At 68.9% G+C, this 14,974-nt stretch carries 14 protein-coding genes; 9 read left to right on the forward strand and 5 right to left on the reverse strand.

Going from position 1 to position 14,974, the window contains the following annotated elements; all coding sequences use genetic code 11:
* Nucleotides 1-105 precede the first annotated feature (105 nt).
* A complete protein-coding gene (locus tag VFB33_11950; protein ID HZO82396.1) occupies nt 106-1,563 on the forward strand; it encodes a hypothetical protein in 1,458 nt (485 codons plus the stop codon).
* Nucleotides 1,564-1,584: 21 nt separating this feature from the next.
* Complete coding sequence (locus tag VFB33_11955) at nt 1,585-2,922, forward strand: hypothetical protein (protein ID HZO82397.1); 1,338 nt, start codon at nt 1,585-1,587, stop codon at nt 2,920-2,922.
* Nucleotides 2,923-3,028: 106 nt separating this feature from the next.
* Here the strand turns inward: VFB33_11955 and VFB33_11960 are convergent, their stop codons facing one another.
* Together VFB33_11960 and VFB33_11965 are read right to left on the reverse strand one after the other, a co-directional pair.
* Nucleotides 3,029-4,228 carry a CaiB/BaiF CoA-transferase family protein gene (locus tag VFB33_11960; protein HZO82398.1) on the reverse strand — a complete coding sequence of 400 codons (1,200 nt, stop codon included), beginning with the start codon at nt 4,226-4,228 and terminating at the stop codon, nt 3,029-3,031.
* 52 nt (nt 4,229-4,280) lie between these two features.
* Complete coding sequence (locus VFB33_11965; protein HZO82399.1) at nt 4,281-5,462, reverse strand: hypothetical protein; 1,182 nt, start codon at nt 5,460-5,462, stop codon at nt 4,281-4,283.
* A gap of 107 nt (nt 5,463-5,569) precedes the next feature.
* Between VFB33_11965 and VFB33_11970 the strand changes: the two genes are divergently transcribed.
* Nucleotides 5,570-6,124, forward strand: coding sequence for a class IV adenylate cyclase (locus tag VFB33_11970; GenBank protein ID HZO82400.1), 555 nt, complete (start codon nt 5,570-5,572; stop codon nt 6,122-6,124).
* Nucleotides 6,125-6,134: 10 nt separating this feature from the next.
* On the opposite strand, the gene VFB33_11975 is transcribed toward VFB33_11970, so the two are convergent.
* The gene (locus VFB33_11975; GenBank protein ID HZO82401.1) at nt 6,135-6,740 is read right to left on the reverse strand and encodes a CoA pyrophosphatase; all 606 of its coding nucleotides are present in this window, start codon (nt 6,738-6,740) and stop codon (nt 6,135-6,137) included.
* Between the two features lie 123 nt (nt 6,741-6,863).
* Between VFB33_11975 and thiI the strand changes: the two genes are divergently transcribed.
* On the forward strand, nt 6,864-8,042 hold the full coding sequence (gene thiI, locus VFB33_11980) for a tRNA uracil 4-sulfurtransferase ThiI (protein HZO82402.1): 1,179 nt from the start codon (nt 6,864-6,866) through the stop codon (nt 8,040-8,042).
* Here the strand turns inward: thiI and VFB33_11985 are convergent.
* A complete protein-coding gene (locus VFB33_11985) occupies nt 8,039-9,280 on the reverse strand; it encodes an anion transporter (protein HZO82403.1) in 1,242 nt (413 codons plus the stop codon). The genes thiI and VFB33_11985 overlap by 4 nt on opposite strands.
* A gap of 254 nt (nt 9,281-9,534) precedes the next feature.
* Here VFB33_11985 and VFB33_11990 point away from each other — a divergent pair, with 254 nt between their 5' ends.
* From VFB33_11990 to VFB33_12005, 4 genes are read left to right on the forward strand one after another with little or no spacing between them, the layout of a single operon-like run.
* Complete coding sequence (locus tag VFB33_11990; GenBank protein ID HZO82404.1) at nt 9,535-10,575, forward strand: MBL fold metallo-hydrolase; 1,041 nt, start codon at nt 9,535-9,537, stop codon at nt 10,573-10,575.
* A 27-nt stretch (nt 10,576-10,602) separates the two neighbouring features.
* Nucleotides 10,603-11,010, forward strand: a complete 408-nt coding sequence (locus tag VFB33_11995; GenBank protein HZO82405.1) for a VOC family protein — start codon at nt 10,603-10,605, stop codon at nt 11,008-11,010.
* Nucleotides 11,011-11,047: 37 nt separating this feature from the next.
* Entirely contained in the window at nt 11,048-12,283 is a 1,236-nt protein-coding gene (locus tag VFB33_12000) for a hypothetical protein (GenBank protein HZO82406.1), read from the forward strand.
* Entirely contained in the window at nt 12,280-13,215 is a 936-nt protein-coding gene (locus VFB33_12005; GenBank protein ID HZO82407.1) for a glycosyltransferase, read from the forward strand. The genes VFB33_12000 and VFB33_12005 overlap by 4 nt, the downstream gene beginning before the upstream one ends.
* Here the strand turns inward: VFB33_12005 and VFB33_12010 are convergent.
* Nucleotides 13,184-13,600: an NUDIX hydrolase gene (locus VFB33_12010; protein ID HZO82408.1), complete on the reverse strand. Its 417-nt coding sequence runs from the start codon at nt 13,598-13,600 to the stop codon at nt 13,184-13,186. The two genes, VFB33_12005 and VFB33_12010, sit on opposite strands and share 32 nt — an antisense overlap.
* Nucleotides 13,601-13,729: 129 nt before the next feature.
* Between VFB33_12010 and VFB33_12015 the strand changes: the two genes are divergently transcribed.
* Entirely contained in the window at nt 13,730-14,950 is a 1,221-nt protein-coding gene (locus VFB33_12015; GenBank protein ID HZO82409.1) for a CoA transferase, read from the forward strand.
* Nucleotides 14,951-14,974: the final 24 nt, after the last annotated feature.

The following is a 14,974-nucleotide window of genomic DNA, read 5'->3' on the forward strand; positions in this document are numbered from 1 at the left end:
GCCGGGCGGTTACGCTTCAGCCGGCGGAGGACTACAATCGCGCAGGGGCGGTGACGCAAGCGGCGCGCATCGCGCGCCGCGGTCGTCGCGCCCAAGGCGTTGCAGATGGCCACGACGCATGCAGTCGTAATCGGCGGCAGCTTCTCGGGACTGTTTGCCGGGCGCATGCTCGCCGACTTCTTCGATCACGTCAGCGTGCTCGACCGCGACAGCTTTCCCGCCGGTGCCGAGGACCGCGCCGGCGTCCCGCAGGCCCGCCACGTTCACGGATTGCTGGTGCGCGGGCTCAACGAATACGAGCGCGCCTTCCCGGGCTTCGAGCGGATGGTGGTCGACAAGGGCGCGACGTTTCATGACCATACCTGGGACTTCGCAGTGCTACGGGCTGAGGGATGGCAACCGCGCTACCGCAGCGGGCTCAAGTTCCTGAGCGCGAGCCGCGAGCTCATCGAGTCGTGCGTGCGCGAGCTGTTCCGCCAACTGCCAAAGGTCGAGCTGCGCGAGCGCGCCCCGGTGACCGGACTCAAGGTGGTGCGCGACGGCGGACGTGCGCGATGCGTGGGTGTGCGTTTGCCCGCGCACGCCGGCGGGCCCGAGCGAATACTCGAGGCGGATCTGGTCGTCGATGCGAGCGGCGCGGTGTCGCGCGCGCCGATGTGGCTCGAAGCGGCGGGAGTGACTGCGCCGCGCGAGAGCGTGGTTGATCCGCTTGCCGGCTATTCGTCGCGTTGGTTCCAGGGGCCGCCGCCGGTCAAGTGGCCGAGCGACTGGTGGTGGGCGGCCGGCGCCTATATCCGCCGTCGCCCCGACGATCTGACTGAAGCCAATTTCCAGCTCAAGGAGCACGGCCGCTGGCATCTGACGCTCTCCGGCTTCAACCGCCGTTACCCGCCGACCCACGCGGATGAATTCATGGCGCTGCTCCGGCGGCTGCGCTCGCCGATCGTCGCCGAGATGGCGCGCCTGATGGAGCCAATCTCGCCGGTATACGCCAACCGCGCGATTCGCAACCGCTGGCGGCACTACGAGCGATGGAACGAGCGGCTGGACGGTTTCGTCGCGATCGGCGACGCATTCTGCCATTACAACCCGGTCTATGCGCAAGGGATGACGGCGCTGGCGCTGTCGGCCACGATGCTGCGCGTATGCCTTGAGAAATACCCGCCCGACGCGCCCCAGTTTGCGCGCGAGTTCTTTGCCGCGCAGGCTCGGATCCAGCACGATCCCTGGCTGCTCTCGGCCGGCGTCGACCTGCGCTTCCCGTTCACTCTTGGCGAGCGGCCGCTGTCGATGAAGCTGTTCAACCGCTATCTCGACGGCTTAGGGATAGCGGCGAAAGATCCTGCGGTGCGCCGGGTCCTGGTTGAAGTTGCGCAACTGACCCGCCCGCTGTCTGACCTTTACCAGCCCCTGGTTCTCGCACGCGTCGGGCTGGCCTTTGCGGCCAGGGCGGCACGCGCGCTTTTCAACGGCGCAGCGGATCGTGCGCCGGCCTCGATCCCGCCGATGCCGCCGCCGGACGAAGGGGAGCCGCTACGCGGCCGGCCGGCGCTCGCGCGATGAGCAGGCAGGGCAGGGGGCGCGATGGGATCTGAGACGCGGCAACTGGCGCTGACGGCCGAGCAGGAGCGATGGTACGCCGAGGCATCCGCGCGAATTGACGCCGAGCGGCTCAAACACCTGCTCCTCGCGCTTGTCGATATTCCAAGTCCCACCGGCGCCGAACGCGCGGCGAGCGAGTTCGTCGCGGCGTGGATGCGCGAGCATGTCGGCGGCGCGCGCGCCTTCTACCAGCCGATCGACGAGGCAACCGGCAACGCGGTGGCCGAGCTGCGCGGCAGCGGCGGTGGCGCCACGTTGATGCTCTACGCGCCGGTCGATACCAATCTCGAAGGCGATCCCGACAAGGATGTTCCGTGGGCCGGCCCCGTGCTGCGCCGCGACATGATCTCCAGGGCGGCGGCCGAGGGAGATTTCGTCTATGGGCTCGGCGCGGCGAATCCGAAGTCGATGGTCGCCACGCTGGCCGAGATTGCGGCGGCGCTTTCCGATGCCATGATTCCGATCCGCGGCGACCTGATTGTGGCGTTTGCCGGCGGCGGGATGCCGGTCGACGTCGCCGCGCGGCGCCATTGGGGGATGAGCAGCGGGCTCTATCATCTGCTCTCGCGCGGTGTCGCGCCCGACTTTGCGATCATTATGAAGCCGGTGTGGCGCGTGTTCGCCGAGGAGCCCGGGATGTGCTGGTTCAAGGTGAGCGTGCGCGGCACGCTCGGCTACGCGGGGACGCCCCGCGGCGCGCCCGGGTTCCAGGGTTCAATCGTGCCCGCGGCGCGCGTGATCGAGGAGCTCGAGGCGTGGATTGCGCAATACACCGCGCGCAACAGTTCGGCCGCGATCAAGGCCGAAGGCCAGATCGCGGCGGTGCGCGCGGGCTGGCCCGAGCGGCCGGCGTTTCCCTCGGCCACGACGGAAATCTATCTCGACCTCAGATGCAATCCGCACACGACGCCGGCCGCGGTGCGCGCGCAGTTTGCCGAGGCGATGACCGAGATCGCGGCGCACCATCCGGAGGTCGCGGTGGAATGGGAGATGATAGGCGCGGTCGCCGGCGGCGCAACCGATCCGGAGAACTGGATCATCCAGTCGTGCCGGCGCGGATGGGAGCGCGTCGCCGGGCGTCCGCACGGCGACCCGCCGCCGCTTGGCGGTCAGACCGATGGCGCGTTGATTCGCCGGATGGGGATTCCGTGTGCACGGATCGGATTTCCAGCCCCGCCGCGCGATTGCCCGCCGGAGTTCCGCCAGGGGCTGGGCGGGATGGGCGTCGTCGCGGTGCCCGATCTGGTCCGCACCGCGCGCGCGATCATGTACGCGGTGATCGATACGCTGACCCGCCCCCGCGCCGAACTGGGCTTGTAGCGGTCCGCTCTCTCCGAGCGGCGCGGGCTTCGGTCCATCAAGCTGATAAAGGTGCCACCTGATGCCCGCCCGCTTCCCTGAAAGGAAGGCGAAAAGCGTCCTTTCTTTAGATGATACCGCGGCGGCGGAGGTCGGCGATGTGTGCGAGGTCGTAGCCGGCGACCTCGCGCAGGACGCGTTCGGTGTGCTCGCCCAGCGCAGGCGAGCGCGTGTCGGGCTCGGCATTGGAGCCCGCGTTCCTGAGCGGTGAGCCCGGCACAATCAAACCGTCGAACGCGGGATGATCGGCACGCAGGATCATCCGGCGTGCTTCGAGATGCGGATTGCGCGCGACCTCGGCAACGTTGGCGATCGGCGCGCACGGCACGCCCGCCTCGTTGAGCCGGCCCAGCCAATGATCGCGCGGCTGCGAGGCGAAATGGCGCTGGAGAATCGGTTCGAGCCGTGCGTGGTTCGCCGTGCGATCGGCGTTGAGTTTGAAACGCGGGTCGCTCTTCAGCTCCGGCATCCCGATCGCCTCGCAGAAGCGCTGCCATAACGATTCGTTTCCGGCCCCGGCGACGAAGTAGCCGTCGGCGGCGCGGAACTGCTGGAACGGCGTGATCGACGGATGGCGCGAGCCCAGCGGCCCGGGCACCTCGCCGGTCGCCGAGTAGCGCGCGAGCGCGTCTTCGAGCAGCGCGACCTGGCAGTCGAGCATCGCGACGTCCAGATGGCGCCCCACGCCGGTTCGCTCGCGCAGCCGCAGCGCGGCGAGGATCGCGATCACGCCGTAGAGCGCCGCCGCGAGGTCGCCGATCGACACCCCGCAGCGCGTCGGGTCGCCGCCCGCCGGTCCCGTGATGCTCATCGTGCCGCCCAGCGCCTGGGCCACGATGTCGTACGCCGGCGCCGACGCCATCGGCCCACTCTGTCCGAAGCCCGAGATGGAGCACAGGATGATCCGCGGGTTAGACTCGGCCAGCCGCGCGTAGCTGAGCCCGAAACGCTCCATCGTGCCCGGCGCGAAATTCTCCAGTACCACGTCGGCATGGCGCACGAGGTCAAGCGCGACCGCCGCGCCGTCGGGTTCGCGCAGATCGATCGTAACGCTGAGCTTGCCGCGGTTGACGCTGTAGAAGTAGCCGGAGTCCTCGGAGTTGGGGATGCGCGGCGCGTAGCCGCGCGAGTCGTCCCCACGCCCGGGCAATTCAATCTTGATCACCTCGGCGCCGAGGTCGGCGAGGTTCATGCCGCAGAACGGTCCGGCAAGCACGCGGCTCAAATCGAGCACGCGCACGCCGGCGAGCGGTTTCTCATCGATCATGGGCGGCGCTTCGGGCGGGTTTCAGATATCAAGTGTTACTTCAGACCTCATGCTAGCGCCGGCGGCCGCGCGCCGCCTGCATCTGCGCGCGCATTGCCTCGGCCGGCGTCATGATCAGCCGCGGCTCTTCGCGTTCCTTCTCGCGCTCCTCGGCAAATGCCGCTCCGAGTTGCGCGCGCACGAGGGCCTGAAAGAACGCGACACGCCGCAGGTCGGCCCCGTCGCGCAGCCGTGCGGCCGCCGCCGCGGCCCATCCCGCGGCCTCGGGGCGTCCGCTGCGCGCGAGGTAGTAGGCGGTATCTTCGAGGTGACGCCGCACGCGATAGGCGCGTTCGCCTGTGAGCAGCTCGTCGACCGCGCGCTCGATGACCGTATTGATTCGCTCTTCCTGCTGCACGCGGTTGAGTACCAGGACGCTTTCGCGGATCGACCTGATCTCGTCGATGTAAGATTTGATCTCGTCGGCCGCGAATTTCCAGCCGGCGAGTTCGGGCTCCTTAAGCAGCTCCGGTGACGGCTCGCGCGTCAGCGCCGAGGCCATCTCGGCGTATATTGGATGGTCGATTTCAGCCGGCGGCGGCGCGGCGACCAGCTCGGCGCGCAGGGCAAGAAAGCTTCCGACCTGCTTGCGCTTGTCCTCGGGCGTCCGGCGATAGGCTTCGCACAGAACGAAGTCGCCGAGCCGCCCGTCGCCCTCCACCATTCGCACTCCGGTGCGCCGTTCGAACTCGGCGCGTTCGTCGCGCAGCTCACGCCGCCCTCGTTGGCTAAGCCGGACGTTGATAAGCCCTTCGGTTTCGGAGACCAGGCCCCACAGGCATGCGATTTCGCCGCGCCGGTTCTTGAGCAGCCAGACGACGCGGGCGCCGTCGGCATCGATCGGCGAGAACAGCGCGCTGAGCCCCGGCTCGCCCGCCGCGGCCATCGCTGACCGAGCGGTGGGAGCTGACGCCGGCTCGGCCGCCGCTGCGACGCCGCGCTGGCGCAGACGAAACAGGGCGCGGCGGACCTCGCGGCGCAGCACGCCGGTGGCCCCGCGCTCCATCGCGGCGAGCATTGCCGCCGCTTCCGCGCTCGCGATGCCGCCCAGCGCGCGGGCCACCGCGCCGTCGCTGACGCCGGGCCTGCCGCGCAGCTCGCGCAGGCGCGCGAGCGCCTCCTCCGGCGCCGCCGCGGGGTCGAACCCGAGCTCGCGCAACCTGGCGTCCTCGCGTTCTGTTTCCTTAGGTTCCATCCGGATCGGCTTGCGATCGTGCGAGCCTATGCGGCGCCTTCGCGCACTGTCAAGTCGCGCGATGGCGCGCAGACATTCCACCTGCCGCCGCGGCGGCGATCAAAGCCGTGGCGAATCGCCGAACGGGCGGGCTAAACTCGGCCGGTACGCTTACGATGCGCAACCTGGAGGCCAAGTTCAGACTTGCCGACCTCGAGGCCGCACGCGCCGCCGCGCTCGCCCTCGGCTACGTCGCCGTTGCGAGCTTGACCCAGCGCGATACGTTCTTTCCCGTCGCACAGGGCAAGCTCAAGCTGCGCGAACAGCCGCCCGATGCGTGGCTCATTCAATACGCGCGCGGCGGAGACGGCGCGTTGATGCTCAGCCGCTATGAGATGGTTCCGGTGGCAGAGGCCACGCGCACGCGCGAGATACTCGCCCGCGCGCTCGGCATCCTCGCCGAAGTCCGCAAGCATCGCACGCTGCTTATGCGCCGCAACGTGCGCTTCCATCTCGACCGCGTCGAGGGCCTGGGCACCTTCGGCGAGATCGAGGCCGTGCTGGGCCAACGCGCGGACGCCGGAGCCGCGCGCGCCGAGGTGGACGAGCTGTTGCGGGCGCTTGGCGTCGGGGCGCGGGCGCTGATCGACGTTTCCTATTTCGAACTAATGGCGCGGCATTGAGCGTGCGCGGCTACCCCGAGGCCGCGCCGTGCATGCGGCGCAGCATCTCCTCGGTGAAGCGCAGAGTGAGCCCCCAGATGATCTGGCCGCCGTATGAGATCGCCGGATGCTCGGTGATAACGCCGCCGCCGCGATCGAAACGGTAGGTCTTGCGGTAGCGCGGGTCGCTCAGCGCGCTCATCGGCACGTCGAAGACCGCGGCGACCTCCTTGGGATTGGCGCGCAAGCTGTCGGCGTGCGGGATAACGCCGACGAACGGGGTCACGTGGATTTCGCTCACGCGCGCGACCGCGCCCTGAAAACCGCCGAGGACCTGCACGCTCGCCGGCTCGATTCCGACCTCCTCGTGCGCTTCGCGCAGGGCCGTATAGAGCAAGCTCGGGTCGGCCGGATCGACGCGGCCGCCGGGGAAGGCGACCTGTCCGCGATGGCTTTCAACGTGGTCGGAGCGCCGGATGAAGAGCAGATGAAGATTGCCGGCCCGTTCGAAGAGCGGCATCAGCACCGCCGCCGCGCGGCGGTTGCCGCCACGATGAGTGGCGATCCGGTCGGCCGGCTCGAGCGCCGCGCGCAACCGCTCGAGCCGGTGATGATTGATTCCGTTGCCTGCGCTCATGTAGGAGTCCTGACTCTTGCCGGCGTGCGCTCCGGCGCGCTGCGTCCCCGCTGGCGCGGGGTCGCCGATGGCGCGTAGGCTTGGGAGACGGCTGCGGGCAAGTCCGCGATTGAAACGGTCACGATGCGCTACCTGATCGGAAGATATCATGAAATCGCGCTCAAGGGGCGAAACCAGTGGCGCTTCGTCGATCAGCTCAAGCAGAACCTGCGCGCCGCCTTTGCCGACCTGCCGCTGGGCGCGATGCGCGGCGAGGGACCGCGGCTTATCGTCGAGTTGCCCGACGCCGTTGACGAGCGACTTGCCGCCGCGCGCGCCGCGCTGGTCTTCGGCCTGCAGAATTTTTCGATCTGCCGCGCGCTGCCACGCGAGCTCGAGGCGCTCAAGCGCGAGGCGATCGAGATTGCGCGCCGCCATCCCGACGCAGTCTCCTTTCGCATCAGCGCGACCCGCGCCGACAAGCGCTTTGCGTTCAACTCGATGGAAATCGACCGCGAAGTCGGGGCCGCGGTTGGGGGTGCGACCGGACTTAAAGTTAACCTTGAGAATCCCGCGCTGACCATCGCGATCGAGATTCTTCCTGACGCGGCCTACGTCTCGGCGGGCAAGCTGGCGGGCGCGGGCGGCCTGCCGGTGGGAGTCACTGGCCGCGGCGTCGCATTGCTCTCGGGCGGAATCGACTCGCCGGTGGCCGCGTATCGGATGATGCGCCGGGGGCTCAGACTCGACTTCGTCCACTTCCACAGCCATCCCCTGGTATCGGCCGCCAGCCGCGAAAAAGCCGCCGAGTTGGCCGAGCATCTCACCCACTACCAGGCGCATAGCGCGCTGATGTTGGTCGCCTTCGCCGACGTGCAGCGCGAAATCGTCGCGCGCGCGCCGCGTCCGCTGCGCGTTGTGCTCTATCGCCGCTTCATGGTGCGGATCGCGGGCGCGCTTGCGCGCCGCGTCGGTGCAACCGTGCTGGTGACCGGCGAAAGCCTCGGTCAGGTCGCCTCGCAGACGCTCGAAAACATGGCCGTGATCGAGGCGGCCGCGCCGATGCCGATACTGCGCCCGCTGGTCGGGATGGACAAGAATGAGATCGTCGAGCAGGCGCGCCGGCTCGGCACCTTTGAAACCTCGATCCAGCCCGACCAGGACTGCTGCTCGCTGTTCGTCCCACCCCATCCCGAGACGCATGCCAATCCGGACCAGGTGGCGGCCGCCGAGCGCGCGTTCGACGTCGAGGCGATGGTGGCCGAGGCGGCGCGCACGGCCGAAGTGGTGCGATTCAAATTCCCGCCCGCGACCGTCGCCTAGCCGAGCAGACGCAGCCAGACCACGTCGAGGACAAGCGTCACCAGCGTCACCGGCAGGCCGACTCGCAGGTAATCGACGAAGCTTATCGTGATTCCTTCGCGGCGCGCCTGCTCGACCACGATCAGGTTGGCGATCGATCCGAGCAACGTGAGATTGCCCGCGAGCGTGCTCGCGCTGGCGAGTATCAGGCCGGCTGCGCCGCCGTGATCGAGCTGCGCGTAGATCGGGCGGAATAGCATTACCGCCGGCACGTTGCTCACCAGATTGGAGAGAATCGCGACCAGCGCCGCGAGCGCACCAGGCTGATGCAGCCGCCCCGGACCGGCCATGCGCAGGAGGTCGTTCTGCACGCCGGTCGTCTCGGCGCCGGCGACCACAACGAACAATCCGGCGAACATCACGAGCAACGTCCAGTCCACCAGCCCGTAAACCGACTCGGGCGGCGTGCGCCGCGTGAACAGGAGCGCCGCGCCGCCCGCCATCGCGACCAGCCATGTCGAATAGCCGAGCGCGAAACCCGCGAGCACGGCCACGGCAACGAGCGCCGATTTGATCAGCGCCCAGTGCCGCGTCTGCGCCGGGCGGGGCGGAGTGAGTGCGGCGGAACGCCGGATGCGCCGCAGGGGGCAGCGGTAGAGCCATGCGATGACCGCGTAGTCGACGATCAGCCCGACGATCGCGACCGGCGCCAGACGCGCGGCGAAGGCCGCATAGCCGAGATGGGCGAAGCCGGCGACGATCATGTTTTGCGGATTGCCGGTGAGCGTGGCGACGCTGCCGATGTTGCTTGCGGTGGCGAGCGCGAGCAGCAGCGGCGCGGCGTCCATCTCGAGCAGGCGGCTCAGTTCGATAAGCGGCGGCGCCAGCGCCAGGCACACGACGTCGTTGATGAAGAAGGCGGCGAGCAGGCCGGAGATGAGCACGGTCATCGCGAGCAGGCCGAAGCCCGAACGCGCGCGTGCCAGAAGCCATCGCGCAGCCAGTTCGAACGCCCCCGACAGGCGCAGATTGGCGACGACGATCATCATCCCGAACAGCAGCAGGAGGGTCGGAAAGTCGATCGCGTCGAACGCCGCCCGTTTGCCCAGCGTGCCGCTCAGCACCATCGCAAGCGCGCCCACCAGCGCCGCCCCGGTGCGGTCGAGCTTAAGCCCCGGGAAGTTGCCCACCGCGAGGACGAAGTAGGTGAAGGCGAAGATCGCTAGCGCGAGGGCGACGTTGAGTTCCACCGCGGGCATGATCGGGGGCGGCTGTCCGCCGGTCAAGGCCGTCGTAGCGAGCGGCCGCGCGCGTTTGTCCGGCCGCAGCCGTTTGCGCGCCGCCGAGTTGGGCGGCGTGACGCAGGGCCGTTCACACAGCATCGCGTGCGGCGCTATAGTCGGGAGCGGCTCGCTTTTGTGGGGGAGATACCGGCGGCGCCGAGGGCGGCACGACGTCTCTCAGCGTGCAGCAACGTACCGGGCGCGCCGAGTCCGCCGTGGAGAAGACGGCCATGATTTTTCGCGAACTGAACAACTTCAAGTGCAAGACCTATCTGCTCGCCTCGGAGAGCACGTCGCGCGCCGTGATTATCGACCCGCTCAAGGACCGTATCGAACGCTACCTCGGCGTGCTCGCCTATCACGGCCTCAAGCTCGACCTGATAATCGACACTCACACCCATGCCGACCATCGCAGCGGCGCGCACGAACTCGGCGAGCTCACCGACACCCCAGTCGCGATGCATCGGCGCGCCCCGGCGCCACACGTCAGGATGCACGTTGAGGACGGCCAGCGGCTGATCGTCGGCGATTTCGAGCTCCGCGTGCTCCACACGCCGGGGCATACACCCGACTCGGTCAGCATCTACGACGGCGAGCGCGTATTCACGGGCGATTGCCTGCTCATCCATGGCACCGGGCGCGCCGACTTCGCCGGCGGCGACCCGGGCCAGGAGTACGATTCGATCACGCGCAAGCTGTTTGCGCTGCCCGACTCGACCATCGTGTGCCCGGCGCACGACTATCGCGGACACACCCGTTCCACGATCGCCGAGGAGAAGGCGAGCAATCCGCGCGTGGCCGGCCGCTCGCGCGAGGCTTATATACAGCTGATGAACAATCTCGGTCTGCCCCTGCCCGAGGGGATCCAGGAAGCGCTGCAACCGAACCAGAGCGAGATCGAGGCCGCGGCAATGCGCTTTCCGACCCTCGCCCAGCTCAACTCGGTGCGCCAGCTCACGCCGGCCGAGGTCGCCACGCGGATCGCGGCTCCGGGCGCTCCGCTTCTGCTCGACGTGCGCGAGCCCGAGGAGTTCCACGGGGAGCTCGGCCATATCCCCGGGGCGCGCCTGATTCCGTTGCGCGAGTTGCCCGAGCGTGCGCCGGCCGAGCTTGCGGATTTCAAGGATAGGGACATCGTGGTGATCTGCCGCGCGGGCGTGCGCAGCACGACGGCGGCGGCGATTCTGGCCGGCCTCGGTTTCGAACATGTCTTCAATCTCAGGGGCGGGATGCTCGACTGGGACGACGCGCACCTGCCAGCCGAGCGCTGAACGGCGCGGGCGCCGGGAGGCATTGCGATGGAGGCGCGATTCAAGGTTGCCGAACTCGACCACGTCGTGCTGCGCTGCCGCGACCAGGCGCGTGCGCTCGACTTCTACACCCGCGTCCTCGGGCTTGCCGAGGAGCGCCGCCTCGAGCAGATCGGCCTTATCCAGTTGCGCGCCGGCACAAGCATGCTCGACCTCGTGCCTGCCGCCGCCCGTGACGAGGAGGGCCGCAACGTCGATCACTTCTGTCTCGGCGTCGAGACCGACGACCTTGCCGAGACCGCGCGCTACTTGCGCGCGCAGGGCGTCGAGGTGATGCAGGACGAGCCGCAGACGCGCTATGGTGCGCGCGGATTCGGGCTGTCGATCTACGTGCGTGACTTCGAGGGCAACGTCGTCGAACTCAAGCAGATGCCGCGGGCGAGTGCGCGGCGCTGAGCCGCCGCCGCGCACGATCCCGGAAGCGGACCAGCGGATGAGTGATCGGCAGGGGCGGGGCGGAGGCGGGCGCGCGGCGCTTGCATCGATCGTGTTGCTGGCCGGGCTGGCGCTTGTCGGATGCGGCCAGTCGCCGAAAAATCTGGCCGCGACCTATCTGGCCGACCTCCAGCAATTCAACTATCCGGCCTGCTACGCGATGCTCACGGCGGAGGACCGCAGCGCGCGCACGCTCAAGCAGTTCCTCGCCGAGATTCCGATGGCGCCCAACGTTGACCCGGTATGGTTTCGCGCCGTCCTGTTCAGCATGCGCTACGAGGTCGGCGACGCGCAGGTGACCGGCGAGCGCGCGGTGGTGCCGGTCAGGGTCGTGATGCCGGACTTGGCGCTGTGGGAGCGCACGATCGACGCGACGGTGGGGCCCGACGAGTCGGCCAACGCGGCCGCCGACCGCTCGCTCCAGAGCGGCGATTACCCCAGGCTCCGGTTCTCCGACGCGGTAGTGATGGTCAAGCAGCAGCATCGATGGCGCGTGCTCGCCGACTTCGCGCGCCGCGACCAGATCATGGACCGCCATCGCGAGGCGGTTGGCATCTATCACAGCCACGACTATGCGAAGGCCGAGGCCGCCTGGGACGCAATCCTCGCGCAACTTTCGGGGGACCCTTTTACCGGCAGCCGTGGGATGGAGTTCCTCTTTCGGCGCGAGCTGAAAGCGATCCGGAACATCCAGGCGCAGCTCCCCGCCGCTCGCGCATACATCCCCAAGCTCGTGCTGAGCGACGTCGCGGTCAAGGAATCGGAGGCGCGGGTGCCCGCGATCTTTGGCAAAATAACCAACGCCGGCGACCGTGGTATCGATGACGTGCGGCTGACCGTGACCTGGTACGCCGGACGCAATAGCCAGCGCAAGGCGCTTTTCCAGGAAAGCCATAACGTGGTCGTTACGCCGATCGAGTTCACCGGCTACTCCGTGCCGGTGCTGCCGCTGGTGCCTGGCGAGACGCGCAGTTTCGGCTTCGAACTGGCCGCGCCGCCCGCGCTTCAGCAGCAGTCCGAACCGAACCTGGTTGTTGGCTCGATCGTCTTTTCGCAGTCGAGCGCGCCACTGCCGAAGCTTGCGCTGCCCACTCCGACGCCCGGCGCCTCGGCGTCGCCGCCGGGTTCGCCCTCCGCGTCGCCCACCGCTCATCAGACGCCATCGGCTCCTCCGGCGTCCGCGCCGCACCGGAGCGCGCGCAATAGGCGCAATTTGCGGCACAGAGGCAAGTGACACTCCGGCTCACGCTCGCGGTGCCGACCCACAATCGGGCCGCTACCCTCGGCGACACGTTAAGGAGCCTGGCCGCGCAGCGGCTGCCCGAGGGCGTGACGGCCGAGTGCGTGGTGGTGGACAACAATTCAACCGATCACACAGCGGCGGTGGTCGAGGAAAGCGCGGCGCATGCGCCGTTTGCGATGCGCCGCGTGTTTGAGCCGCGCACCGGGTCGAGCTTCGCCCGCAACCGCGCGCTGGACGAGGCGCGCGGTGGCTTCATCCTGTTCATTGACGACGACGCCGTGGCCGAGCCTGATTGGGCGCGCGAGATGCTGGCCGAGATGGAGCGGCGCGGACTGGATGCGGCGTGTGGGATGGTGCTGCCGCGATGGGAGGTGGCGCCGCCGCCTTGGTTGGGGCCCTCGTTGTACGTGCGCTTCGCCGTGCACGATGAGCGGGCGCTTGCGTCTGCGCCGCCCGCCGCGGCCGAGGCGCTGCACAATTACTTCAGCGCCAATGCGGGCTTCCGCCGCTCGTGCTTCGAGCGTTTCGGCCGCTTCCGCGAGGATCTCGGCGTGGTCGGCGGCAATCCGCTCTCGGGCGAGGACACCGAGCTGTTCGCGCGGATCATCGCGCGGGGCGGGGCGATGGGCTTCGTGCCTGGCGCGCGCGTTTTCCACCTGGTGCCGGCGGCGCGGATGAACCGCCGCTACCTGGTGCGCAAGGCATTCGCCTTCGGCGTCGGCACCGCGCTTGCGCGCGGGCGCTCGCATAACCGGCTCGACAAGCTCGCGCGCAACGCGTGGCGGATGGCGGCGGCCGGGGCGCGCGGCGACCGCGAACGGGTCATTTACCACCAGCTCGAATGCGCGAATTTCGTCGGTTACTGGTGGGGCCGCCTCGCGCGCCTGCGCGCTACTTCAGGTAGTCCAGCATCCCGAGCTTGAGCATCCGCGCCAGGTACGGGATCAGGTCGCGCATCGCGGCCAGCTCGGCGAGGCTCACCCATCGCCCCTCGATGTGTTCGTCCGGGCGCAATTTAAGCGCGCGCCGCTCGCCCGCCGGCCGGCACGCATAAAGCGCCTGAACGTAGGGGTCGGGCGGCAGCTTGTGCAACCCCAGCATCCGCTCGATCTCGACCTCCAGCCCGGTTTCCTCGGCGACTTCGCGCATCAGGCATTGCTCGAACTCCTCGCCCAGCGCGAGATGGCCTCCGGGAAGGTCCCAGTGGCCGGGCCGGTAGGGCATCCGCGCCGCACGCCTGAGGACCACGATTCGCCGGTGCTCGGCGATCACCGCGTGAACTCCGATCCAAAACTGCGCCTCTGCCATCCGCGGTTGCCTCGATGCTGCGCTTCACAGTAACCGCGGCGTTGTCTGCGCGCCAGTGGATTTGTCAGCGCCGCATCGGGCGCAGTACGATTTTCCCCGACGGCGGAATCGGCGGCCGAGGGAGGAGACATGGACAAGGCGGAGTTCTGGCGCGAGGCGCGCCGCGACCTGGCGGGACCGCTTGCCGGGGTGCGCGTGCTGGAGGCGACCACCAGTTGGGCCGGCCCGATGTGCGCCTGCCTGCTCGCCGATCTCGGCGCCGACGTGATCAAGGTCGAGGAGCCGAAGGGCGAGGTCACCCGCCGCCTGCCGCCGTTCGTCACGGGCCGGATCAGCTATCTCCACGCGACCGTCAACCGCAACAAGCGCAGCCTCACGCTCGACCTGCGCCGTCCCGAAGGGCGCGAGATCTTCCTCAAGCTGGCCGCGCGCGCGGACGCCGTGGTTGAAAACTTCCGCCCGGGCACGCTGGCGCGCTGGGGCGTGGGCTACGCCGACGTGCGCCGCGTGAAGCCGGATATCGTGTACGTCTCGATAAGCGGCTTCGGCCAGTGGGGCCCCGGGCACGACCGGCCGGGCTACGATCCCATCGTCGAGGCCGAATCCGGTTTCATGGCGCGCAACGGCGAACCGGACGGGGAGCCGATGCGCTGCGCGACCTACATCGGCGACGACGTCGCCGGCCTGCACGGCGCGCTCGCCGCGCTGGCCGCGCTGCGCCATCGCGACGCGACCGGCGAAGGACAGCACGTGGATATCGCGCTGATGGACACGCTGCTGTTCCAGTCCAACGGGATGCTGACGCTGGGCGCGATGGGCCTGGAGCCGCCGCGGATGGGCAACGAGTCGCATTACGCGGCGCCGGTCGGGGTGTACCGATGCCGCGACGGCGCGGTGTTCTTCGCCGTGCTGCTCGACGCGCATTGGCGCAAGCTCGCGCGGGTGATGGGCCGCGGAGACGCGGCCGCTGATCCGGACTATGCGACGCAGGCCGACCGGGTCAGACATCGCGGCCGGGTCAACGCGATGGTTTCCGAGTGGATGGCGGGGCGGACCGTGGCCGAGGCGGTCGGAATCTGCGCGCGCGAGGGGATTCCAGCGGGACCCGTGCGCACCTACGGGGAGGCGGCGCGCGACTCGCACGTGATCGCGCGCGAGATGCTGCGCCCAGTCGCGCAGGAGAACGGCCGGCCGGTGCCGCTCACCGCGCCTCCGGCCAAATTCTCGCGTACTCCGCTTGCGATCCGCGCTGCCGCTCCCGCGCTCGGCGCGCATACCGACGAAGTTCTGGCCGAATTGGGGATCGACGAAGCCGAGCGCCGCCGCTTGCGCGAGTCGAAAATAATCTGAGCCGCACGAGGGGAGAGCGGTCAG

It is taken from the genome of Candidatus Binataceae bacterium (assembly GCA_035650475.1).
In the GTDB taxonomy this organism is placed as follows: domain Bacteria; phylum Desulfobacterota; class Binatia; order Binatales; family Binataceae; genus JAKAVN01.